At 67.7% G+C, this 22,701-nt stretch carries 19 protein-coding genes; 10 read left to right on the top strand and 9 right to left on the bottom strand.

Features of this window, described 5'->3' with window-relative positions; genetic code table 11:
• Positions 1-89: 89 nt before the first annotated feature.
• Complete coding sequence (locus tag ABZ195_RS17285) at positions 90-893, bottom strand: transglutaminase family protein (protein WP_355219827.1); 804 nt, start codon at positions 891-893, stop codon at positions 90-92.
• Positions 894-1,026: 133 nt separating this feature from the next.
• Complete coding sequence (locus ABZ195_RS17290) at positions 1,027-1,806, bottom strand: SDR family oxidoreductase (RefSeq protein WP_355219829.1); 780 nt, start codon at positions 1,804-1,806, stop codon at positions 1,027-1,029.
• Positions 1,807-1,942: 136 nt separating this feature from the next.
• Between ABZ195_RS17290 and ABZ195_RS17295 the strand changes: the two genes are divergently transcribed.
• Positions 1,943-2,878 carry an alpha/beta hydrolase family protein gene (locus tag ABZ195_RS17295; RefSeq protein WP_355220320.1) on the top strand — a complete coding sequence of 312 codons (936 nt, stop codon included), beginning with the start codon at positions 1,943-1,945 and terminating at the stop codon, positions 2,876-2,878.
• 66 nt (positions 2,879-2,944) lie between these two features.
• Here ABZ195_RS17295 and fadD2 read toward each other — a convergent pair whose 3' ends face one another.
• Positions 2,945-4,645: a long-chain-fatty-acid--CoA ligase FadD2 gene (gene fadD2 / locus ABZ195_RS17300; protein ID WP_355219831.1), complete on the bottom strand. Its 1,701-nt coding sequence runs from the start codon at positions 4,643-4,645 to the stop codon at positions 2,945-2,947.
• 87 nt (positions 4,646-4,732) lie between these two features.
• Between fadD2 and ABZ195_RS17305 the strand changes: the two genes are divergently transcribed.
• The 4 genes from ABZ195_RS17305 to ABZ195_RS17320 all read left to right on the top strand — a co-directional run bounded on the left by ABZ195_RS17305 (position 4,733) and on the right by ABZ195_RS17320 (position 8,543).
• The gene (locus tag ABZ195_RS17305) at positions 4,733-5,986 is read left to right on the top strand and encodes a DNA polymerase domain-containing protein (protein WP_355219832.1); all 1,254 of its coding nucleotides are present in this window, start codon (positions 4,733-4,735) and stop codon (positions 5,984-5,986) included.
• 161 nt (positions 5,987-6,147) lie between these two features.
• Positions 6,148-6,603, top strand: coding sequence for an STAS domain-containing protein (locus ABZ195_RS17310; protein ID WP_355219834.1), 456 nt, complete (start codon positions 6,148-6,150; stop codon positions 6,601-6,603).
• Positions 6,604-6,871: 268 nt separating this feature from the next.
• Positions 6,872-8,299 carry a sugar porter family MFS transporter gene (locus ABZ195_RS17315; protein ID WP_355220321.1) on the top strand — a complete coding sequence of 476 codons (1,428 nt, stop codon included), beginning with the start codon at positions 6,872-6,874 and terminating at the stop codon, positions 8,297-8,299.
• 58 nt (positions 8,300-8,357) lie between these two features.
• Positions 8,358-8,543 carry a hypothetical protein gene (locus ABZ195_RS17320; RefSeq protein ID WP_355219836.1) on the top strand — a complete coding sequence of 62 codons (186 nt, stop codon included), beginning with the start codon at positions 8,358-8,360 and terminating at the stop codon, positions 8,541-8,543.
• Here the strand turns inward: ABZ195_RS17320 and ABZ195_RS17325 are convergent, their stop codons facing one another.
• The gene (locus ABZ195_RS17325) at positions 8,544-11,063 is read right to left on the bottom strand and encodes an excinuclease ABC subunit UvrA (protein ID WP_355219838.1); all 2,520 of its coding nucleotides are present in this window, start codon (positions 11,061-11,063) and stop codon (positions 8,544-8,546) included.
• A gap of 134 nt (positions 11,064-11,197) precedes the next feature.
• On the opposite strand from ABZ195_RS17325, the gene ABZ195_RS17330 reads away from it, so the two are divergent.
• From ABZ195_RS17330 to car, 4 genes are all read left to right on the top strand, one after another.
• Positions 11,198-11,479, top strand: coding sequence for a hypothetical protein (locus tag ABZ195_RS17330; protein WP_355219839.1), 282 nt, complete (start codon positions 11,198-11,200; stop codon positions 11,477-11,479).
• Positions 11,480-11,563: 84 nt separating this feature from the next.
• Positions 11,564-11,857: a DUF4235 domain-containing protein gene (locus ABZ195_RS17335; protein ID WP_355219841.1), complete on the top strand. Its 294-nt coding sequence runs from the start codon at positions 11,564-11,566 to the stop codon at positions 11,855-11,857.
• Positions 11,858-11,943: 86 nt separating this feature from the next.
• Entirely contained in the window at positions 11,944-12,123 is a 180-nt protein-coding gene (locus ABZ195_RS17340) for a hypothetical protein (protein WP_355219843.1), read from the top strand.
• A gap of 196 nt (positions 12,124-12,319) precedes the next feature.
• On the top strand, positions 12,320-15,862 hold the full coding sequence (car, locus tag ABZ195_RS17345; protein ID WP_355219845.1) for a carboxylic acid reductase: 3,543 nt from the start codon (positions 12,320-12,322) through the stop codon (positions 15,860-15,862).
• Positions 15,863-15,958: 96 nt separating this feature from the next.
• Here car and ABZ195_RS17350 read toward each other — a convergent pair whose 3' ends face one another.
• The 4 genes from ABZ195_RS17350 to ABZ195_RS17365 form a co-directional block, all read right to left on the bottom strand.
• On the bottom strand, positions 15,959-16,297 hold the full coding sequence (locus ABZ195_RS17350; RefSeq protein WP_355219847.1) for a hemophore-related protein: 339 nt from the start codon (positions 16,295-16,297) through the stop codon (positions 15,959-15,961).
• 255 nt (positions 16,298-16,552) lie between these two features.
• Positions 16,553-17,734 (bottom strand): alcohol dehydrogenase catalytic domain-containing protein, encoded by a 1,182-nt coding sequence (locus tag ABZ195_RS17355; RefSeq protein WP_355219848.1) that lies wholly within the window; start codon positions 17,732-17,734, stop codon positions 16,553-16,555.
• A 129-nt stretch (positions 17,735-17,863) separates the two neighbouring features.
• Entirely contained in the window at positions 17,864-18,112 is a 249-nt protein-coding gene (locus tag ABZ195_RS17360) for a hypothetical protein (RefSeq protein ID WP_355219850.1), read from the bottom strand.
• Positions 18,113-18,232: 120 nt separating this feature from the next.
• Positions 18,233-21,724: an indolepyruvate ferredoxin oxidoreductase family protein gene (locus ABZ195_RS17365; RefSeq protein ID WP_355219851.1), complete on the bottom strand. Its 3,492-nt coding sequence runs from the start codon at positions 21,722-21,724 to the stop codon at positions 18,233-18,235.
• Between the two features lie 138 nt (positions 21,725-21,862).
• Between ABZ195_RS17365 and ABZ195_RS17370 the strand changes: the two genes are divergently transcribed.
• Entirely contained in the window at positions 21,863-22,333 is a 471-nt protein-coding gene (locus ABZ195_RS17370) for an Lrp/AsnC family transcriptional regulator (protein WP_355219853.1), read from the top strand.
• Here the strand turns inward: ABZ195_RS17370 and ABZ195_RS17375 are convergent.
• Positions 22,323-22,694, bottom strand: a complete 372-nt coding sequence (locus ABZ195_RS17375) for an SRPBCC family protein (protein WP_355219855.1) — start codon at positions 22,692-22,694, stop codon at positions 22,323-22,325. The two genes, ABZ195_RS17370 and ABZ195_RS17375, sit on opposite strands and share 11 nt — an antisense overlap.
• Positions 22,695-22,701: the final 7 nt, after the last annotated feature.

Genomic DNA, 22,701 nt, shown 5'->3' on the forward strand with positions numbered 1-22,701 from the left:
CGCTCATCAGCGCTCAACACGATCTCGACGGCATGCGGAGTAGGCATGACCCAGTCTAACAACTAGGCCGCAATTAACGACTCAGGACACTAGCCCAGCGAGACGAGTTCCTCCACGGAGTCCAGGGGCAACATGCCCTCGACCCAGGCGTTGACGTTCATGCTGGTGAGGTTGATCCCACCACCATGGTTGTCGAGGAATGCGGTGTCGGCGGCGTCGCGGCCGGTGGCGATGCGCACCATCGTCTGCCGCGGCGCCAGACACGTCGCATCCACGACGCGCCACATGCCGTCGACGTAGGCCTCGGCGACGGCGTGGAAGTCCATCGGGTAGCAACCCGGCGCGTACACCGCGACGAGCCGGGCGGGCACGTTGACCGCGCGCAGCAGGGCGATCACCAGATGCGCGTAGTCACGGCACACGCCCGTGCCCGCCAGGACGGTGTCGGCCGCCCCGTCGATGGGATCGCTGGAGCCCGGCACGTACTGCAACCGGGTGCCCACCCACGACGAAACCTTCTCCAGCAGCGCCGTCGACTTCGCGTCGTTGCCGAATTCCGTTGCGGCGAAACCGTAGAACTTGTCGGCCTCGGCGTAACGGCTGGGCCGCAGGTACGTCGACAGGTCGATCTCGGTGACCGGGGCCGGCTCGGCCTCGCCGATCACCGTGGCCGAGTAGTTCGCCAGCACCGTGCCCTTGCCGGCCTCGAACTTGTGGATGCGAGTGCCGTGCTGGCCGATCAGCTCGATCGGCTCGACGGCGTTGCCGTTCAGGGTGAAGGACAGTTCCTCGGTCACCTCGGCACCGGGCTGGGGTGCCACGGCGATCTGGAATTCCAGTGTCGTGGTGTCGAATACCTCGACCTGCAGTTGCGCGCCAACTTCGCGTCTCATGGGCTTACCACGGCTTTCGGTCTCGTGTCGGGGGGAAACGCGGCAAGCGCATCGTCTCGGCCCATCCTTACCCGGACGGGCTGCCGCCAAAACCGTGCACCGGCCAGATCACGTCGACGTGATGGCAAGGAGTCTAGGGGACGATCGAGTCCACGTACCCGCCGTCGACGCGGACCGCCGCGCCGGTGGTCGCCGAGGCGAGGGGCGAGCTCAGATACGTGACCATGTTGGCGATCTCGTCGGGTTCGATCAGGCGCTGCAGCAGCGACTGCGGGCGGTGCGTGCGCATGAACTCGCGCTGCGCGTCCTCCCACGACAGATTCGCGTCGACCAACTGGTAGACGAAGTCCTCCACGCCCGCGGTGTGGGTGGGCCCGGCGATGACGGAGTTGACCGTGACTCCGGTTCCCGCAGCGTCCTTGGCAAACCCGCGAGAGACCGCCAGCAGAGCCGTCTTCGAGGTGCCGTAGTGAATCATCTCCTCCGGAATGACGATCGCCGAGTCGCTGGCGATCTGCAGCACCCGTCCCCAGCCACGCTCCGTCATCCCGGGCAGGTAGGTGCGGATCAACCGGATCGCCGACAGCACGTTGACGTCGAAGTAGCGACGCCACTCGTCGTCGGAGATCTCGCGGGCGGGTGCCGCACCGAAGATACCGAGATTGTTGACGAGCACGTCTACCTCGGGCAATTGGTCGACCAGCGCCGAGACGCCGTCAGCCGTGGTGACGTCGGCCGCGACGCCCACGACGTCACCGGTGAGACCGGCCACCGCCTGGTCGACCCGAGCCGCCGTGCGTCCGTTGACGACGACGCGGGCGCCGCTGGCGGCCAGACCCTTCGCTATCGCCAGGCCGATGCCCTGGGTGGAGCCGGTGACGAGGGCGGTCTTTCCAGTCAGGTCGATGAGCACGTCCGTGTACTACCACCTGGACGCCGTGACTATTCCTCGGGCCACGAGATGTTGACAGGTCCGCATGCGACCGTTGACGCCACTGAGTTCGACACCAGAGGAGATCATCGTGCGCCGGTTCGTCATCACGGCCTTCATGGCAGTTCTGCTACCCGTGTTCGTCGGGTTCGCCGGCGGCGCCGCCACCGCGAACGCCTTCTCCAGGCCCGGCCTTCCAGTCGAGTACCTGATGGTGCCCTCAGCCGGCATGGGCCGCGACATCAAGGTCGAATTCCAGAGCGGCGGTCCCAACTCTCCCGCGGTCTACCTGCTCGACGGCCTGCGCGCCCAGGACGACTTCAACGGCTGGGACATCAACACCCAGGCCTTCGAGTGGTATCTGAACTCGGGTCTGTCGGTCGTCATGCCCGTCGGCGGCCAGTCCAGCTTCTACAGCGACTGGTACAAGCCGGCCTGCGGCAAGACCGGCTGCCAGACCTACAAGTGGGAGACGTTCCTGACCCAGGAACTGCCCGCCTACCTCGCCGACCAGCGCCAGGTGAAGTCCACCGGCGACGCCGCGGTCGGGTTGTCGATGGCCGGTTCAGCAGCGTTGACACTCGCGATCTACCACCCGCAGCAGTTCATCTACGCCGGCTCGCTGTCTGGCTTCCTGAACCCGTCCGAGGGGTCGTGGCCGTTCCTGATCAACGTCTCGATGGGTGACGCCGGTGGCTACAAGGCCAACGACATGTGGGGCGCCACGGAGGACCCGAACAGCGCCTGGAAGCGCAACGACCCGATGGTCAACATCCAGCAACTGGTGAACAACGGCACTCGCATCTGGATCTACTGCGGCAACGGCACCCCGAGCGATCTCGGCGGCGACAACCTGCCCGCGAAGTTCCTCGAGGGCCTGACCATTCGCACCAACCGCACGTTCCAGGACGACTACATCGCAGCTGGCGGCAAGAACGGCGTCTTCAACTTCCCGGACGACGGCACCCACGACTGGCCTTACTGGGGCCAGCAGTTGCAGGCGATGAAGCCCGACCTCCAGCGGGTCCTGGGCGCCACGCCGACCGCCTCCTAGCCACGATCGTGAATCCTCTGCGGAAGTTCGAGCGCGATTCCGCAGAGGATTCACACGTGTCGGGGCCTAGTCCGACTTCTGCTCCGCCTCGGGACCCATGTCCTTCAGCTCGCGCTTGAGGATCTTGCCGGTCGGGTTGCGCGGCAGCTCGTCGAGGAAGATCACCTCGCGCGGCACCTTGTAGCGCGCCAGGTTGTCCTTGACGTAGGCCTTGATGGCGTCCTCGTCGACCGAGGCGCCCTCGGTCTTGACGACGAAGGCGCGCAGCCGATGGCCCCACTCCTCGTCCTCCACCCCGAGCGCCGTGGCCTCGACGACCTCCGGGTGCCCGCTGATCAGATCCTCGACCTCGGCGGGGAAGACGTTCTCGCCACCGCAGACGATCATCTCGTCGTCGCGGCCGCTGACGTAGAGCAAGCCGTGCTCGTCGAAGTAGCCGACGTCGCCGGAGGACATCAGGCCGTCGATGATCGCCTTGTGACCGCCGCAGGTGTACCCCTCGAACGGGAACGTGTTGCCCACGAAGATGCGGCCGACCTCACCCGGCGCCACCTCCTTGCCGTTGTCGTCGAAGAGCTTGACCTTCACGCCCTTGACGACGGGTCCCACCGTCGACGGGTTGATCGAAAGATCCTTCGGCCGTGCGATGGTCGCGAACGCGATCTCCGTCGACCCGTAGAGGTTGTAGACCACGGGGCCGAGATCCTTCAGCGCCCGGGTGGCGAGCTCGCCGCCGAGCTGCGACCCGGAGACGAAGACGATGCGCAGACTCGACAGGTTCGGCTTGGGACTCGTCTTCTCCAACTCGTCGAGGATCCGTGACAGCATCACCGGCACCACGACCACGGCGGTCACCCGGTGAGCCTCGATGTCGGCGAGCACGGTGTCGGGCTTGAAGCGGCGCCGCAGTACCAGGGTGCTGCCCAGCATCATGGCGATGGTCGCGTGCAGGAAGCCCAGGGCGTGGAACATCGGTGCCGGCAGCGACGTCACCTCACCCGACCGGAACGGCACGTGCGACAGCACGCCGCCGATGGGGGCCAACGACGGTGGGCTGCTTCGGTTGGCGCCCTTGGGAGTACCGGTGGTGCCGCTGGTCAGGATGATGATCTTGGAGTGCGCGCTCGCCTTCGGCGGCGGGCCGGCCTTGCTGCGGCGGATCAGGTCGGCCAAGGTCTCGTCGGTGCTCTCCGACGGCTGGTCGGGCTTGTCCGGATTGGTCGGCAGCGCACGGATCTTGCCCAGCTCCGGCTCGGCAGACGCGCACGCCTTCGTGTACTCGTCGTCGTGGATGATCAACTTCGCGCCCTCGCGCTCGGAGACCTCCTTGATCTGCGGACCGGAGAACTCGCTGTTGAGCATGATCAGGCGCACGCCGACCTTGGCGGCCCCGTAGAGGGCGATGAGGAACCAGCGGTGGTTGCGGATCAGCAGCGCCACCCCGTCACCGCCCCGCACGCCCATCCCGATCAAACCGTGGGCGACGGCGTTGGCCGCCTCGTCGAGTTCGGCGAACGTCACCTCCCCGTCGTCGTCGATGATGGCCGTGCCGGTGGGATTGCGCCGCGCGTTGAGCGCCGGAATCATCCCGATCTCGCCCCAGCGCCGGATGTCGGCGAGCATGGCGGCGACGTTCTGCGGCGGCTCGACCTTCAGGGCGCCCGCCTCGAACATCTTCCTGGCGTAGTGCAACTCGGCAGAACCTCGTTCGAGGTACTGCTGAACCTTGGCCGCTGCGTGCAGAGGCAGCTCTGTGAGGTTGGGCATGGCCCCACAATATGTGACCGTCGTCGCATGCGGGTGCGCGTGCCCGACCGAACGTGCATGACCGAACGCGCATCTACCATCGTCGTCATGGCCGCTGCGCTGTCGATGGACGTCGGCGGTCGAGTCCTGCGCGTCACCAATCCGGACAAGGTCGTCTTCCCCGCCGCCGACGGGCGGGCGGAGGTCACGAAGCTGGACCTCATCGAGTACTACCTCGCGGTGGCCGACGGCGCCCTGCGCGGGGTGGCCGGACGCCCCATGATCCTCAAGCGGTTCGTCAAGGGCATCGGCGAGGAGGCCGTCTTCCAGAAGCGGGCACCCGAGAAGAGGCCCGAGTGGATCGACGTCGCCGAGCTGAAGTACGCCTCGGGCACGTCGGCCAAGGAGGCGGTGCTCTCCGATGCCGCCGGTCTGGCGTGGGCGGTCAACCTCGGCTGCGTCGACCTCAACCCGCACCCGGTACGCGCCAACGACCTCGAACATCCCGACGAGTTGCGCGTCGACCTCGACCCCATGCCCGGGGTGGAGTGGGCCCAGATCGTGGACGTGGCCCTGGTGGCCCGCGACGTGTTGACCGATTACGGCCTCGTGGCGTGGCCCAAGACATCGGGTTCGAAGGGCTTTCACGTCTACGCCCGCATCGAACGAAGGTGGCCCTACCGGCAGGTCCGGCTGGCCGCCGAGACGATCGCACGCGAAGTCGAAAGGCGCGCACCCGATTTGGCGACCAGCAGGTGGTGGAAGGAAGAACGCGAGGGCGTCTTCGTCGACTTCAACCAGAACGCCAAGGACCGCACCGTCGCCTCGGCGTACTCGGTGCGCTCGCGGCCGGACGCCCGGGTGTCGACGCCGCTGCGGTGGGACGAGGTCCCCGGCTGCCGGCCGGAGGCTTTCACCGTCGCGACCGTGCCGCAGCGCTTCGCCGAGATGGGCGACCCGTGGGAGGGGATGGACGACGCCACCGGCGGCCTCGAGGGGTTGCTCGCCCTGGCCAAGGAGTTGGGGCCGGCCGAGAAGGCGCCCAAGGGCGCTCGCCGGGGCGGTGACGGGGCCGGTAACCGCGTGTCCACCAAGCCCCTCATCGAGATCGCCAGGACCAAGACCAAGGACGAGGCCATGGCCGCCCTGGAGTCGTGGAAGGCCAAGTACCCGGCCGCGGCCGACCGGCTGACTCCGGTCGACGTGCTCGTCGACGGCATGCGCGGTCCGAGTTCGATCTGGTATCGGGTGCGGATCAACCTGCAGCACGTGCCCGAAGGTCAACGGCCGCCGCAGGAATCGCTCATCGCCGACTACTCCCCATGGAAGGGCTACACGGGCGGTCAGGGCCGCCGGAGCTGACTGCTCCCCCGGGCGGTTTGCTGTCGGGCGCCGCGGAAGTCTTAACGATGTTTTAGGAGTTACTCCCCGGTACCTTATTTTGGCCCCTTACCTTGGGTTTCAGGTCGAAGTGACGGCGACGCCGCCAACTCATTCGGCAACTACCGAAGGGAGGCAGTGCCATGATCGCAACGAGCACCAGCTCATCGACGAATTCCCGCTTCCGCTATGGAAATCCGTCCGTCGAATGCAACGGCGCCGAGCTCCACAAGCAGTGCCGCCAGCTCGCCACCGTGCTGACCATCACCGGATCCATCGACGAGGTGAACGTCGGACAGGTGGTCGCCCAGGCCAAGGGTTGCATCATCGCCGAGAAGCCCTTCATCCTCGATCTCAGCGGCGTCAACTCCTTCGCTGCCCAGGGCATCGAATTGCTCGACGCCATCGACGAGGCCTGCTTCGCCGCCGGCGACGAGTGGTCACTGGTGATCAGCCAGGCCGTGTCGCGCACGCTTCGCCTCTGCGGCGTCGACGACGTCTTCCCGGCCACCCCGTCGGTTCCCGATGCGCTGCACCACTTCTCGGACGTGGCTGGCGAACGTCGCCGCATCCTCCCCATCCTCACCAAGTCCGCCTGAGCGAAGGAAGACACCACATGATCATCGACGTCCGCTGGATCCGTTTCCTGCTGCAGCGCCACCACAAGACCGCCCTGGCTCAGCCTGCCCGCTGATCCACGGGGTCGCCCCTACGAATCGACGACGCCCACCTCGGAGCCCCGCTCCCAGGTGGGCGTCTTCGTATGTGGAGCCCCCATTCGTCGCCCGAGGATTGAGTCGCCCACGGGTGGGTAACACAGTTCGGCACCACCGAGACGACGACGTCAACAGGCTGGAGGGCCGCGGCATGGGTTCGACCGAGAGCGCACCCACGGGGTCGACGGAGGCTCGAGAGAACGCACCCGGCCAGCTGACGGGGGCGGTGGTGGTGGTCGCGCTGGTCTCCGCGGTCTCCGGCATGCTCTACGGCTACGACACCGGCATCATCTCCGGCGCCCTGCTGCAGATCACCAAGGACTTCGGAATCGCGGAGGCGTGGAAGCAGGTCATCGCCGCGAGCATCCTGCTCGGTGCCGTCATCGGCGCGCTGACGTGCAGTCAACTCTCCGAAAGACGCGGCCGCAAGGGCACTTTGGTGATGCTGGCCGTCGTCTTCGCCGTTGGGTCGCTGTGGTGTGCGTTGGCCCCCAACCCCGTGTTGCTGTCGGTCGGGCGGCTGGTCCTCGGCTTCGCCGTTGGCGGTGCCACACAGACCGCCCCGATGTACGTCGCAGAACTCGCCCCGCCGAAGTATCGCGGACGCCTGGTGCTCTGCTTTCAGATCGCAATTGGCGTCGGCATCGTGATCGCGACCATCGTCGGGGCCTCGGAGTCGATTCCATGGCGGTGGTCGATCGGAGCCGCCGCGGTGCCTGCGGCGCTGATGCTGGTTCTGCTGCTGCGCCTGCCCGAGAGCCCGCGCTGGCTGGTCAAGCAGGAGCGCAGGGACGACGCCCGTGGCGTGCTCGACGGAGTCCGCCCCTCGGGCTACGACGTGTACGGCGAACTCGACGAGATGGCCGACCTGGCCCACGAGGAGAAGACGGCCAAGACTCGCGGCTGGTCGGGGCTGCGAGCGGCGTGGGTGCGGCCGGCCTTGATCCTGGGCTGCGGCATCGCCGTCTTCACTCAGCTCAGCGGCATCGAGATGATCATCTACTACTCCCCGACGATCCTGACCGACAACGGGTTCTCCGAATCGGTGGCACTGGAGGTCTCGGTCGCCCTCGGCGTCAGCTACCTGGTGGCCCAACTGGTCGGGCTGGCGATCATCGACCGGGTGGGCCGGCGACGCCTCACCCTGATCATGATTCCCGGGGCGGCGCTCAGTTTGTTCGTCCTCGGCTGGCTGTTCGTGTCCGGGAACAGTGGCCGCGAGTCCGTGCCCTTCATCATCGCCTGCCTCGTGGTGTTCATGCTGTTCAACGCCGGTGGGCTGCAGCTGATGGGCTGGCTCACCGGCTCGGAGACCTATCCGCTGGCGGTGCGGCCGGCCGGCACCGCGGCCCAATCCGCAGCGCTCTGGGGGACCAACCTGTTGATCACCCTGACGCTGCTGACGTTGATCAGCGGCATCGGAGTTGGCCCGTCGATGTGGCTCTACGGGCTGTTCAACGTCGCAGCCTGGCTGTTCGTCTACTTCAGGATGCCGGACCTGACAGGTCGGAGCCTGGAGGAGATCGAGTCGAAGCTCGGCGCGGGTGAGTTCACGCCGTCGGACTTCGCTAGGGCCTGAGTGTGGGCGGACCCGTCGTCACGAAATCGTGGTTTGACGACCGTTGACGACGGGGTAAATGGGCGTCGTGATCGAACGCGACGACCTCGTGGCTAACTCACTGCGGGAGGGTGGCCACACGATGGGGTTCACTCCGCCCGTCGGCGACCCCTCCCTGGAACTCTTCGGACACGGGTGGACCCCGGCCAAGGCCTCCTCGGCCGAGGTCGGCTCCTACCGCGGCCGACACCGCGCCGAGAACTGACTAGCGCAGTCTCGCCTTGAGATAGGGCGCCGTGCGGCTGTCCCTCGACGCCGCGACGTGCTCCGGTGTCCCTGCCGCGACCACGCGCCCGCCGTGCTCGCCCGCGCCGGGTCCGAGGTCGACCACCCAGTCGGCGCCCGCCACCACCCCCATGTCGTGCTCGGCGACGACCACCGTGTGTCCGGCGTCGACCAGCAGGTGCAACTGGCGCTCCAAGAGTTCGACGTCGGCGGGATGCACACCGGTCGTCGGCTCGTCGAGGACGTAGAACGTGTGCCCGCGGCGGGTCCGCTGCAACTCCGTTGCCAGCTTGATGCGCTGCGCCTCACCGCCGGACAGTTCGGTGGCGGGCTGCCCCAGCCGCAGATAGCCCAGGCCGACGTCGACCAGGGTGGTCAGACTGCGCGCCGCGGCCGGCACGTCGGCGAAGAACACCGCCGCCTCGTCGACCGTCATGGCCAGGACGTCGGCAATGGTGCGGTCGCGGTAGCGCACCTCGAGGTTCTCCGCGGAGTACCTGGCGCCGTGACAGGTCGGGCATGGTGCGTAAGTGCCTGGCAGAAATAGTAATTCGACCGCCACGAACCCCTCGCCCTGACAGGTCGGGCAGCGCCCCTGCGCCACGTTGAAGGAGAACCGACCCGCGCTCCACCCCCGTCGGCGCGCCTCCTCGGTGCCGGCGAACACCTTGCGGACCGCGTCGAACATGCCGGTGTAGGTCGCGAGATTGGATCGCGGTGTACGTCCGATGGGCTTCTGGTCCACGGTGACCAACCGGTCGACGAACTCGACTCCCTCGGCCGTCACCCCGACGCTGGCATCCACGTCGGCGTCGGCGACTCCCGCGTCGATGTCGACCGGGTCGCCGCCCTCGGCGTCGTCGGTCGTGACGTGGCCGAGATGGCGGGCAAGGACGTCTCCGACGACCTTGCAAACCAAGGTCGACTTGCCCGATCCGGACACCCCGGTGACGGCGGTGAACACCCCCAGCGGGATCCGCACCTCCAGATCACGCAGGTTGTGGAAGTTGACCCCGCGCAGGTGCAGCGACGTGGAGGCCACGCGCGCCGCCCGCGGCTTCGCCGACGCGTCGCCGAACAGGTAGCGGCGGGTCACCGAGGCGGACACGGCGGCCAGACCGGGCACGGGTCCGCTGTAGAGCACCTCGCCGCCGAGTTCGCCCGCGCCGGGACCGACGTCGACGATCCAGTCGGCGCGCCGGACCACGTCCATGTCGTGTTCGACCACGAACAGCGAATTGCCCGCGCGCCGAAGTCGATCCAAGACGTCGAGCAACGGTTCGGCGTCGGCGGGATGCAATCCCGCCGACGGTTCGTCGAGCACGTACAGGACGCCGAACAACCCCGCCCGCAACTGCGTCGCCAGCCGTAGGCGTTGCAGCTCACCGGGTGAGACCGTCGGCGTCCGCCGGTTGAGACTCAGATAGCCCAGACCGAGGTCGAGCAGCACCCGGATCCGCGCGACGAGGTCGGCCGCGATCATCGTGGCGACCTCGGTGAATTCCCCGGATTCGATGGACTCGTAGGCCGCGTCGACGTCGACCCGGTTCGCCGCGGGCTCCAACGCCGCGGCCAACGCGGTCAGCGGCATCGTCACCAGCTCGGCGATCGTGTGCCCGGCGAAGGTGACGCCGAGCGCCTCGGGCCGCAACCCCGATCCGCCGCACATCGGGCAGTCGACCGCGTCGACGAATTGCAGCACGCGCCGACGCATCATCGCGCTCTGCGAGTTGGCCAGCGTGTGCCGCACGTGGCGTTCGGCGCTGGAGAACGTGCCGTTGTAGAAGTAATCCGCGGTGACCGGATGCTGGCTTGGATCGATCTCCACCGTCGGCTGGTCGTCGGTGAAGAGAATCCAGTTGCGGGTGCGCTTGGGGAGCTTCTGCCACGGCACGTCGACGTCGTGGCCGAGGGTGATGAGGATGTCGCGCAGGTTCTGTCCCTGCCACGCTCCCGGCCACGCCGCGACGGCGCCCTCTCGGATCGTGAGCGTCGGGTCCGGAACGAGCGTCGCTTCGGTGACGCGGTGAATTCGGCCGAGGCCGTGGCACTCTGGGCACGCACCGATTGCGGTGTTGGGCGAGAACGAGTCGGAGTCCAGCCGGACGGTGGCGCCGGCCGGGTAGGTGCCGGCCCGGGAGTAGAGCATCCGCAACAGGTTCGACAACGTCGTCACGGTGCCGACCGTCGACCGCGAGGTCCCGGCGCCGCGGCGCTGCTGCAGGGCGACGGCGGGTGGCAGACCCGTGATGTCGTCGACCTTCGGGGCGCCGGCGGGCAGCAGCAGTCGCCGAGCATAGGGCGCGACGGACTCGAAGTATCGGCGCTGCGCCTCGGCGTAGACCGTGCCGAAGGCCAACGACGACTTGCCGGAACCGGACACACCGGTGAACGCGACGAACGCATCGCGGGGCGCCGCCACGTCGACCGTCCTCAGATTGTGGACCTGCGATCCGACGACTCTGACGAAGGGATCGACGTCTTCGGGCGGGGTGGGCACCCTGTCAGTGTGAGCGCAGGCTTGGCCGGGATCAAACGTCGACGAAAACGCCACTGGCACAGCACGATGAATGATCTTGAACGAATTTCGCGGGCCTGCCACGAAGCTGCCGCCGCGGTGGCAGGCTCGCTTCCATGGCATTCACATTGACCTATTCCGACGGACAAGAGACCGACTACGACGACGACACGGCGTGGGAGGTCGACGACGGCGTGCTCAAGATGGGACGGCGCGACGGTGAGTGGTCCGTCTACGTCTCCCCGAGTCATTGGGCCGTGCTCGAGGTGGGTGGGCGACGTCAGGAGGATGCCAAGGAGGGCTCCGACGACGCCAAGGACGAGGACGACGAGGACGCCGACTCCGAGCAGAAGTCCGAGGACGAGTCCGATGAGAAGGACCAACCCCGTCGGGATTGACCCCGCACAGGTAGGTAATGCGGTGCCCACAGGGGGAACGCCGCCGTCACGCGACGGATCCGGCCTCGCGACCAGGAGGAGATGATGAGTACAACCCCACCGTCGGCCACGGCGAAGCTCCTCTACCGCCCCGTGGGACTCGTCAGTTCGATTCTTGGCGGGTTGGTGGCCAGTGCCATCTTCAAGCAGGTATGGAAGCGGGCGAGCCCAGGTGACAAGCCGGACCCGCCGACGGCCTTACAGACCGAGTACCCGTTCAAGGAGATCTTGCTGGCCGCCGCCGTACAGGGCGTCGTCTACTCGGTGGTCAAGACGGTCATCGACCGCCAGGGCGCCCGCGCCTTCGAACGGTGGACCGGCGAGTGGCCCGGTAGCTGAGCCCGTCTCAGCCAGCAGCGAGCCAATCCACAGCTCCCCGAGGTGGTCTGCGTGCCACCATGCACCATGCTCACCACCCCGCAGCGATGGCGGTCGTCCCTCACGGTGGACCGGCCATCGCCGTCTTCGTGGGATCTCTCTTTTGCGCCGTCATCGCGGCGATGGTCGCCATGGAGACCAAGCGCCATGCCGTGGTGTGGGCGGCGTCGTCGTTCGTCGTCTGCTTGGTCGCGTTGAGCGCCGGGGTCGACGTCTTCACGCACTGAGCCTCAGTGAGATCGGTCACCCGTGTCGACCCCCAATTCGGCGACGTGGCCGATCGGAGCCGTGCTTCAGCGAGCGGCAAGGTCCGACACAGCAGACGTCCAGGAATATTTAGTTTTGCTAACGTAGTTTTCGGTCGTGGAGCCGACGACGCAGCACGTCGGCAAATCGACCAACTGGATGTCCGAGGAGACCCCAATGTCAACTCCCACCACCGACCGCCAAGCACGACTCGCCCGCCGTTTCGAGGAGCTGACCTCTCCCTCCGGCTCGGGTGACCCGCAACTCGTTGCCGCCCAACCTGATTCGGCGATCACCGCGGCCCTGAACGCCCCCGGCGAGATGCTCGCCGACGTGATCCGCATCGCGATGACCGGGTACGCCGAGCGCCCCGCACTCGGGCAGCGCGCCGTCGAGTTCGTCCCCGATGCCTCCGGGCGCACCGTCGCCTCGCTGCAGCCCCGCTTCGAGACCCTGACCTACCGCGAGACCTGGCAACGCGTGCGTGCCCTCGCCGACGCGCTGACCGGCAACCCCGTGCAACCGGGTGACCGCGTCGCGACATTGGGATTCACCAGTGCCGACTACGCCGTCGTCGACATGGCGCTGCCCCTGACCGGAGCGGTGTCGGTTCCGCTGCAGACCAGCGCCCCCGTGGCGCAGCTTGCCCCGATCCTCGTCGAGACCACCCCGGTGGCGATCCTCTCCAGCGTCGACCACCTCGACGACGCGGTCGAACTCGCGCTCACCGCCCACGCGCCGCAACGGCTGGTGGTGTTCGACTACCACCCCCAGGTCGACGACCACCGCGACGCGCTGCAGTCCGCCGCCGAACGACTCGCCGAGCTAAAGGTCGAGGTCTCATCTCTGCAGGACGTCATCGACGGTGGCGCCAGGCACTCCACTGCTGCGCAGACCCGCACCGGCGACGGCGACGCCCTTCGCCTGCTGATCTACACCTCCGGCAGCACCGGCGCCCCCAAGGGGGCGATGTACACCGACCGACTGATGGCCAACTGCTGGCGCGGCTGGTTCAGCCCGGAGTGGGACACCGAGAACAAGCTGCCCGCCATCACCCTGAGCTTCATGCCGATCAGCCACGTCATGGGCCGGGTCATCCTCTACTCGACCCTCGGCGCCGGAGGCACCGCCTACTTCGCCGCCAAGAGCGATCTCTCCACGCTCCTGGAAGACCTCTCGCTGGTGCGTCCGACGAAGCTCGACTTCGTCCCACGCATCTGGGAGATGCTGTTCCAGGAAGTCCAGAGTGAGACCGATCGGCGCGCGGGCGCCCTCGACGGCGCCGACCGCGCCGCCGTCGAGCGCGAAGTGATGGCCGAGCAGCGCACCAGTCTCGTTGGTGGACGGCAGTTCTCGGCGATCACCGGGTCCGCGCCCATCTCCCCCGAGCTGCACTCGTGGATCGAGGACTTCGTGGACGTCCACGTCCAGGACGGCTACGGCTCCACCGAGGCCGGCGTGGTCCTCGTCGACGGCGAGATCCGGCGCCCACCGGTGCTGGACTACAAGCTGGTCGACGTCCCGGACCTCGGCTACTTCGCCACCGACCGCCCGCACCCCCGCGGTGAACTGTGGCTGAAGACGGCCGACGTCATCCCCGGCTACTTCAAGCGCCCCGACGTGACGGCCGAACTCTTCGACGCCGACGGGTGGTACCACACCGGCGACGTGTTCGCCGAGACCGCACCCGACCACCTGGCCTACGTGGACCGCCGCAACAACGTCCTCAAGCTCTCCCAGGGCGAGTTCGTCACCGTCTCCAAGCTCGAGGCCGCCTACGGTGGCCACCCGCTGGTCCGCCAGATCTTCGTCTACGGCAACAGTGCCCGCTCGTACCTACTGGCCGTGGTCGTGCCGACCGACGACGCGCTCGCCGGCGTCGGGGGCGACGTCACAGCGGTCAAGCCGGTGCTGGCCGAGGCCCTACAGAGCGTTGCCCGGGAGTCCGGGTTGCAGGGATACGAGATCCCCCGCGACTTCCTCGTCGAAACGGCGCCGTTCACCCTCGAGAACGGACTGCTGACCGGCATCCGCAAGCTCGCGCGCCCGAAGCTCAAGGAGTTCTACGGCGAACGGCTCGAGCAGCTGTACGTCGACCTCGCCGACGGTCAGGCCGACGTGCTGCGAGCCCTGCGTCGCGACGGCGCCCAACGGCCGGTGGCCGAGACCGTCGGCCGCGCGGCGAGTGCGTTGCTGGGGACCGCCGCCGCCGACGTCGCTCCGGACTCCGCGTTCACCGACCTCGGTGGAGATTCATTGTCGGCGTTGACCTTTGCCAACCTGCTGCACGAGATCTTCGACGTCGACGTGCCGGTCGGCGTGATCGTCAGCCCGGCCAGCGACCTCGCGTCGGTCGCCGCGTACGTCGAGGCGCAGCGTGCCGGCGGCACCAAGCGGCCCACCTACGACGCCGTGCACGGCCGCGACGCCACGGAGGTGCACGCCCGCGACCTGACGCTGGAGAAGTTCCTCGACGAGGCAACCCTGGCTGCGGCGCCGTCACTGCCCGCGCCAACGGGCGAGGTCCGTACGGTGCTGCTCACGGGCGCCACCGGCTTCCTCGGCCGCTATCTTGCCTTGGATTGGCTGGAGCGGATGGACCTCGTCGACGGCAAGGTCATCTGCCTGGTCCGCGCCAAGGACGACGACGCGGCCCGCGCTCGACTCGACGCGACGTTCGACAGCGGGGATCCCCAACTGCTGGCGCACTACCGGTCGCTGGGCGACCACCTCGAGGTCATCGCCGGCGACAAGGGCGAGGCCAATCTTGGCTTGCCCCAGGCGACGTGGCAGAGGCTGGCCGACACCGTCGACCTGATCGTCGACCCGGCCGCGCTGGTCAACCACGTGCTGCCCTACAGCCAACTGTTCGGGCCCAACGTGGTGGGGACCGCGGAGTTGATCCGCATCGCCATGACGACCCGGATCAAGCCCTTCGTCTACATCTCCACGATCGGCGTCGGCGACGGGATCGAGCCGGGCCACTTCGTCGAGGACACCGACATTCGGGTGATGAGCGCGACCCGAAAGGTCAACGGCGACTACGCGAATGGCTACGGCAACAGCAAGTGGGGCGGTGAAATGCTGCTGCGCGAGGCACACGACCTATGTGGTCTGCCGGTGTCGGTGTTCCGCTGCGACATGATCATGGCCGACACCACCTACGCCGGGCAGCTCAACGTGCCCGACATGTTCACCAGGATGATGTTGAGCCTGGTGGCAACGGGCGTGGCCCCGACGTCGTTCTACGAGTTGGACGGCGGCGGACGCAGGCAGCGAGCCCACTTCGACGGGCTGCCCGTCGAGTTCATCGCCGACGCGATCGACACCATCGGCGGCCACGTCACCGGGTTCGAGACGTTCCACGTGATGAACCCGTACGACGACGGCATCAGCATGGACACCTTCGTCGACTGGTTGGTCGAGGCGGGCCATCCGATCTCACGCATCCCCGCGTACGGAGACTGGCTGGCGCGGTTCGAGACGGCCCTGCGGGCGTTGCCGGAGAAGCAGCGCCAGGCGTCGTTGCTGCCGCTGCTGCACAACTATCGCGCGCCTCAGCAACCGGTGAACGGATCCTTGGCCCCGGTGGACCGCTTCCGGGCCGCGGTACAGGAGGAGAAGTTGGGTCCCGACCCCACCGATCCCGACATTCCCCATCTCGCCGCGCCGGTGATCCTCAAGTACGTCACCGATCTGCAGCTGCTGGGGCTGCTCTAACCCGTCACACGAATATGCCCACCTCTGAGCGCCTTTGCTCCGAGGTGGGCATTCGTGTCGGTGGCCGAGCTCGAATCAGCTCGGCGGGTCAGCCGATCAGTAGTTGTTGCAGCTGGTCGCCACGGACATGATCAGTCCGTTGAACTGAGCCGCCTGCGGGAAGCTCCGCACGAAGTCGATCTTCTGCTGACGCTCGGGCGACCCGGGAGGCGAGGCGACGAGGCCCTGCAGGAACCCGTTCGCGGCAGGGTCGTTCTGCAGCGCGGCGGTCGCGACCGGATCCTGGGCGTTGGCCGCCGCGATCACCTGGGGGTAGGTGCAGGTCGAATTCAGGATCACGGCATCGCCGGGGGCCGCCGAGGCGATCCCACTCCCGGCCATCGCCGCGAGAGCCAAACCACCGAGACCAGCAGCCAATTTCATTGTCAAAGCCATTTCGTCCACCTTCCGACACGTATAAACGACGGCATCATCGAAGTGTCGTCACGAGTTTAACCGTCCGCCAAGCCCGCCGCGTTACATCTTCTCCCAGGGCAAAATCGCCGCGAGACGACGGGAGCGATTCATTGGTTAGCCACCATAGCCAATTTGCCGCACACCGCCGACGTGAAACCCGTTCCGACGGGCACGGGAGCGTTGAATCTCCCTGCCGCGGCGAGTTCGCTAACTTTCTCCCCTGTGGTCGTCACGTCAGGGCTTGAGCATGATCTTGACGGCGTCGTCCTGCTTCTTCTGGAAGATCTCGTAGGCGTGGGGCGCGTCGTCGAGCGGCAGGACGTGGCTGGCGAAGTCGTCGACGCCCAACGGATCGTCGTCGTCGAGCAACGGCATGATGTCGTCGACCCACCGCTTGACGTTGGCCTGACCCATCTTGAGCTGGACCTGCTTGTCGAACATCGTCAACATCGGCATCGGGTCCGCCACGCCGCCGTACACGCCGATGACGGAGATGTTCCCGCCGCGCCGCACGACGTCGATGGCGGAGTACAGCGCACCGAGGCGGTCGAGGCCCGCCTTCTTCATGAAGGGCTTGGCCAGCGCGTCGGGAAGCAGTCCCGTCACGTCTTGGGCGATCTTCGTGACCGGCGAGCCGTGTGCCTCCATGCCGACCGCGTCGATCACCGAATCGGTACCGCGGCCGTCGGTCATCGACCGGATCGCGTCGCCGACGGCGAAGTCGATCTCGGCCAGGTTGACGGTGCGGATGCCACGTGAAGCGGTGCGCGCGAGGCGTTCCGGCACGAGGTCGACGCCGATCACGTCGTAGCCGAGATGATGTGCGATGCGAGCCGCCATGTCACCGATGGGGCCAAGCCCGAGCACCGCGACGGTGCCGCCGTCGGGAATGTCGGCGTACTGCACCGCCTGCCAAGCGGTAGGCAGCACGTCGGACAGGTAGACGAAGCGCGAATCCGGTGGCCCGTCGGGCACTTTGATGTGGGTGAACTGAGCCTGGGGCACCCGCAACAACTCGGCCTGCCCGCCGGGGACCGCGCCGTAGAGCTCGGAGAAACCGAAGAGAGCCGCACCCATCCCCTGGTCTCGGACCTGCGTGGTCTCGCATTGCGTGTAGAGGTGCGCGTCGCACATGTAGCAGTGGCCGCACGAGATCTGGAACGGAATCACCACGCGGTCGCCGACCGCCAGGTTCGTCACGTCCTTGCCGACTTCCCGAACGACGCCCATCGGCTCGTGTCCGAGGATGTCGCCGGGCGTCATGAACGCGCCGAGCACCTCGTAGAGGTGAAGGTCCGAGCCGCAGATGTTGGTGGACGTGACCTCGATGATGGCGTCGTTGGGTTCCTCGATCTTCGGATCGGGGACCTCTTCGACCCGTACGTCGCGCTTGCCCTGCCAGGTAACTGCCTTCACCGTCTGCTCCGTCCGCCCTCGGCCCACCGCCTCGGTATCTGGCACGTACCCGCGCCTAGGTCGCCAAAACGCACTGGGAAGCAAGGGATCCGGACGAGTCCCGGGGGGAAGACGTCAAGCCGACGGGCGTCACTCCGCCTCGAGGTCCTCGGTGTCGACGAACAACAGGTTGTCGTCGTCGAGCATGACCGCCCAGCGGCGCGCGGGACCGGCGATGCGGTTGCCACCGATCTCGACCGGAATGCCGATGGACTCACCGAAGTCGTCGACGATGACACCGTGGACCTCGCGGTCGGAGCTGGGGTACACGCGCACGCGGGTGGTGATGCCGACACCGGCAGGCGAGTCGCCCTCACCGCTGGTCGTGTCGTCACTCATGGTCTTTCCCCCGTCTGTCGAAGTGGCCCCGACCATTCACATTCTGGACCACCGTACGAGGGCTCGACGACGAATCGACGGATATGACGTCTACGTCACGTCGGGGACGGGATTCCTTCGTTAGCTGGGACTTTGGCCGACACCCAGTTCGCGCAGCCGCCCGCGGTAGCGCTCGACGTTGGCCAGCTTCACTTCTTCGTACCCGCGGACCACGTCGGGTAGCGAGGCCACCTCGACCGCGTGTGCGTAGTCCCCCTCGGTCAACCCGGTCGCCAACCGCAGCACGAGGTCTTCGTACTCGTCGCGCAGCCGACGCTCCACCCGGCGGACGTGGGCGTAACCGAACGGGTCGAACACGCTGCCCCGCAACCATTTTCCCTTCGCGAGAACACGAAGTGCCACGTGCGACTTCGGGCCGAGGCCGATCTTCTTCGATCTGCCGAGCGCGCGCAGCACCGGCGGGTGCAGTCGATAGGTCAGCTCTTCACCGGTCGGAAACTCCGCCCGCACCTGGTCGAGGAAGCGTTGATCGGTGAGCAGCCGGGCCACTTCGTACTCGTCCTTGTAAGCGGTGAACTTGAACAAACCACGCGCGACGGCTTCGCTGAAGTCCGTGCGATCGGACACGGCGCGCTCGGCGGTCCAGACCCGGTCCAGCACCGCGACGTAGTGGCGGGCCACCCGCTCGCCCTGAAAGCCCACCAGGTCGGCCACCCGCCGCCCGATCAGATCGGCGACCCGACCGGTGAACGGGGTGCCGGCCAGCAGATGCGCCGGCGGCGGCGTCGGTTGACGAACCGGGGCGGGTGAGACCGCGTCGCCGAAGCGGGACGGATCGGCCACCGCGACACGACCCCACCGGAAGGCCGCCACGTTGGCCTCGACCGCGACACCGTTGATGCGGATGGCCTCCTCGATGCACTCCGCCGGAAGCCTCAGCGCCCCGGTTTGATGCGCGGCTCCGACGAGTAGGAAGTTGGCTGCCGCGGTGCTGCCGAACAACGACTGGGCGGCCGCCAGCGCGTCGAAGGAGTGCAGTTCGCGCGACGCCGTGTCCAATCGGTTCAACAGGTAGGGCGTCTCGGGGTAGGCGACCGACGCGTCGTAGACCATCGACCCCGTCGGCGTCTTGCTGGTCGACGCGACCGAGAGGGTTCGAGTGGGATCGCCGTACTCGAGGTTCTTGCCGTCCACTGCGGCCAGCAGGTCGAAGGCGACGATGCAGTCCGCCGCCCCCGGCGTGAGCCGGTTGGACGGCTCGAGCCGACCCGCCGTGAACCGCAAGTGGGACACCACCGGACCGGCCTTCTGGCTCAGCCCGATCTGGTCGAGGCTCTCCACCTCGTAGCCCGCGCGCAACGCCGCCGTCGCCAGCACCTGGGTGACGGTGACGATGCCGGTGCCGCCGATGCCCGCGAAGAAGACGTTGTGGGTCGCGGTGGGAGGTTCGACGTCGACGTCGGGTAGCGCCGGCGGTGGCGGCACGGCCCGCTTCTCGACGCGTCGTCCGGGTGCCACCTCGACGGTCACGAACGACGGGCAGTCGCCGTCCAGGCAGCTGTAATCGGTGTTGCACGACGTTTGGTCGATGCGCGTCTTGCGGCCGTAGTCGGTGTCGACCGGCTGCACTGACAGGCAGTTGGACTTCACGCCGCAATCTCCGCAGCCCTCGCACACCGCCTCGTTGACGACGACTCGGGTGGTGCGCACCGGCAGAGTGCCGCGCTTGCGGCGTCGACGCGCGTCGGCCGCGCAGTGCTGGTCGTAGATCAGGACGGTGACGCCCTGGACCTCTCGAAGCCGCTTCTGAGCCTCGTCCAATCGGTCGCGGTCCCAGACGATCGTGCCCTTGGCCAGCCGGGCCCGGGTGGCCCTGCGGCGATAGCGCTGCGGTTCGTCAGCGCACACGATGATCTGCTCGACGCCCTCTGCGATCAGCTTGTGCGTCAGCCTCGCGACGGTCAACGAGCCCTCGGCGTTCTGCGCGCCGGTCATGGCGACGACCTCGTTGTAGAGCAACTTGAAGGTGATGTTCACCCCGGCCGCGACGCACGCCTGTACGGCGAGTTGGCCGGAGTGGAAGAAGGTGCCGTCACCGATGTTCTGGAACAGGTGGTCGACGTCGAGGAAGGGTGCCTGACCGATCCATTGGCTGCCCTCACCACCCATCTGGGTGAGGCCGGTGACGGCGCTGTCGGAGCGCTGCGACATCGTCACCATCGTGTGGCAGCCGATGCCGCCGCCGGCCAGTGAACCCTCGGGCACCGCGGTCGACCGGTTGTGCGGGCAGCCGCTGCAGAAGTAGGGCGCGCGCGTCAGCGGCAGCACGTCGAGCGACAAGGCGGGCGGCGGCGGTTTCCGCAGCTCGAGCCGACCGGCCAGCACGCGGCGCAAAGGCGCGGCCAGCCGACCTGCGGTGAGTTCGCCGCCCGCGGGGATCAGCAGCCGCCCGGCGGCATCCTTCTTGCCCAGGATCCGGGGCGCTGCCGGCGTGCCGTAGAGGATCTCGCGCACCTGGGTCTCGACGAACGCCGTCTTGTCCTCGACGACGAGAATCTCGTCCAGCCCCGCCGCGAACGCCGTCACGGCGTCGGGACCCAGCGGGGTGGGCATTCCGATGCGCAGCAGCCGGACACCGGCGCGGTACAGCGCCGCGTCGTCTGCTCCGAGGTCGGCGAGCGCTTGGCGCGTCGCGTCGAAGGCCGGTCCCGTGGCGGCGATTCCGAACGTCGCGTCGGGCGGGTCGAGCTCGAGGACGTCCAGACCGTTGGCAGCGCCGTAGGCGCGCACCACCTCGGCGCGAGGGCCGTAGAGGTCGGCCTCGGCGTCCAGGCTGCTCGACGGTGCGGCCATCGGCCGTTGCCGGTAGACGAAGGGTCGGCCGTCCCACTGCACCTCGGGGACCACGACGTCGAGGTCGGCCATGGCGCCGTCGACGGACCAGGCGCCGTCGGCGACGTCGGCGACGATCTTCAGCGCCACCACGCAGCCCGACGCCCGCGACATCGCGACGCCGTGCATGGCCATCGTCACGATCTCGCGCGCAGTGCGTGGAAACAACACCGGGATGCCGAGCGCGGCCAGGGATCGTTCGCTGACGGCCGGCACGGTGGAGGACTTCGAGGCTGGGTCGTCGCCCACCAGGAGCAGCACTCCGCCCGCCGGGTTGACGCCGTACATGTTGGCGTGACGCAGCGCGTCGGTGGCGCGGTCGAGCCCGGGACCCTTGCCGTACCAGACGCCGACGACCCCGTCGTACTTCGTCGTCGTGCCGGTCGCCGCCGCGAATCCGGCGAGATCGGCCTGGCTGCCCCACACGGCAGTCGCGGCCAGCTCCTCGTTGAGGCCGGGAACGAAGGTGACGTCGTTGTCGTCGAGCACCTCGGGCATGCCCGCGAGCATGCGGTCGACGCCACCCAGCGGGCTGCCCTGGTAGCCGGAGACGAAGGTCGCCACCCGACGGCCCGCGCGCGCGTCCCGCTGGTGCTGCTCGACCAGTGCCCGGGCGATGGCTTGCACGCCGGTCAGCACGACGGCTCCCGATCCGGACCGATAGCGGTCGCCCAATTCGTAGGGCTGGCGGTCGGTCGGGCGGGTGTCGAGGTCCGTCATGGAAGATCACCACCTTCGGTGCAGTGGGCGTATTGCTGACTCAAGGGAACCACCGCGACGCATAGTGAGCAAGCAATGTCGCCTCCACTGAGCATGTTGCCCAGAACGCTTCGGGTGTGACGTGGAATACTGGGCGACATGGCGAAGCTCGACCGCACCGACGCCCGCATGATCCTGGCGATGTGTGACACACCACGCGCCACCGGCGTGCAGCTGGCGGCCACCCTCGGACTGGCGCGCAACACCGTGGCCGCGCGGCTGGCCCGCTGGGATGACGAACGCGTACTCGCCCCCGTCGACCGCTGCGTGTCCCCGCGCGATCTGGGCTATCCGCTCAAGGCGTTCATCTCGGCGGTGGTCGACCAGCATCGCCTCGACCAGGTGCTCGCGGAACTGGAGACCATCGCCCAGGTCACCCAGATCACCGGCCTGTCGGGGGCGGCCGACCTGCTGATCGGCGTCGTAGCCACCGACGCCGACGATCTCTACCGGGTCGCCGGACTGATCCTCGCGGTGCCCGGCGTCGAGCGCACCACCATGTCGGTGGCCATGCACGAGGTGGTCGCCCACCGCACCAGGCCGCTGCTGGAGAAGCTGGCTAAGCCCTAGCCAGCTCCTCGATTCGCTTGAGCGCCAACGCACACACCGGCAGATAGGCCGGCGCCCACGACGGCACGCCGAACGACACGCGGCAGCCGTCGGCGTGGTCAGTCACCACGTGCCGCGTCGCGGACACGCCGGCGACCCGCCACGCCCACGCCCGGCCGTCGTCGAATTCGGTGATCTCGAAGGGCAGCGGCACCCCGATCGGGGTCCACACCTTGCCGCGGGAACCGAGCCGCAGCGGGCCGGGGTCGTCGAGCTGGGCGCCTCGCACCGTCGGCCCCCATCGCGACCACTGCGAGAGATCGGTCAGCAACCGCCACGCCGATTCAGCGGGGGCGGCAATGGTGCGCGCCGTGGTCAACATCGGTGGG

Source organism: Mycobacterium sp. NPDC006124, assembly GCF_040614235.1.
Taxonomy (GTDB): Bacteria; Actinomycetota; Actinomycetes; order Mycobacteriales; family Mycobacteriaceae; genus Mycobacterium.

Bases quoted from the DNA above. Each gene is read 5' to 3' on its own strand.
- ABZ195_RS17310 (WP_355219834.1), top strand. From the start codon at position 6,148: ATGATCGCAACGAGCACCAGCTCATCGACGAATTCCCGCTTCCGCTAT.
- ABZ195_RS17375 (WP_355219855.1), bottom strand. From the start codon at position 22,694: ATGTTGACCACGGCGCGCACCATTGCCGCCCCCGCTGAATCGGCGTGG.
- ABZ195_RS17315 (WP_355220321.1), top strand. From the start codon at position 6,872: ATGGGTTCGACCGAGAGCGCACCCACGGGGTCGACGGAGGCTCGAGAG.
- ABZ195_RS17340 (WP_355219843.1), top strand. From the start codon at position 11,944: ATGGCGGTCGTCCCTCACGGTGGACCGGCCATCGCCGTCTTCGTGGGA.
- fadD2 (WP_355219831.1), bottom strand. From the start codon at position 4,645: ATGCCCAACCTCACAGAGCTGCCTCTGCACGCAGCGGCCAAGGTTCAG.
- ABZ195_RS17370 (WP_355219853.1), top strand. From the start codon at position 21,863: ATGGCGAAGCTCGACCGCACCGACGCCCGCATGATCCTGGCGATGTGT.
- ABZ195_RS17330 (WP_355219839.1), top strand. From the start codon at position 11,198: ATGGCATTCACATTGACCTATTCCGACGGACAAGAGACCGACTACGAC.
- car (WP_355219845.1), top strand. From the start codon at position 12,320: ATGTCAACTCCCACCACCGACCGCCAAGCACGACTCGCCCGCCGTTTC.
- ABZ195_RS17365 (WP_355219851.1), bottom strand. From the start codon at position 21,724: ATGACGGACCTCGACACCCGCCCGACCGACCGCCAGCCCTACGAATTG.
- ABZ195_RS17305 (WP_355219832.1), top strand. From the start codon at position 4,733: ATGGCCGCTGCGCTGTCGATGGACGTCGGCGGTCGAGTCCTGCGCGTC.
- ABZ195_RS17335 (WP_355219841.1), top strand. From the start codon at position 11,564: ATGAGTACAACCCCACCGTCGGCCACGGCGAAGCTCCTCTACCGCCCC.
- ABZ195_RS17285 (WP_355219827.1), bottom strand. From the start codon at position 893: ATGAGACGCGAAGTTGGCGCGCAACTGCAGGTCGAGGTATTCGACACC.
- ABZ195_RS17350 (WP_355219847.1), bottom strand. From the start codon at position 16,297: ATGGCTTTGACAATGAAATTGGCTGCTGGTCTCGGTGGTTTGGCTCTC.
- ABZ195_RS17320 (WP_355219836.1), top strand. From the start codon at position 8,358: ATGGGCGTCGTGATCGAACGCGACGACCTCGTGGCTAACTCACTGCGG.
- ABZ195_RS17295 (WP_355220320.1), top strand. From the start codon at position 1,943: ATGGCAGTTCTGCTACCCGTGTTCGTCGGGTTCGCCGGCGGCGCCGCC.
- ABZ195_RS17360 (WP_355219850.1), bottom strand. From the start codon at position 18,112: ATGAGTGACGACACGACCAGCGGTGAGGGCGACTCGCCTGCCGGTGTC.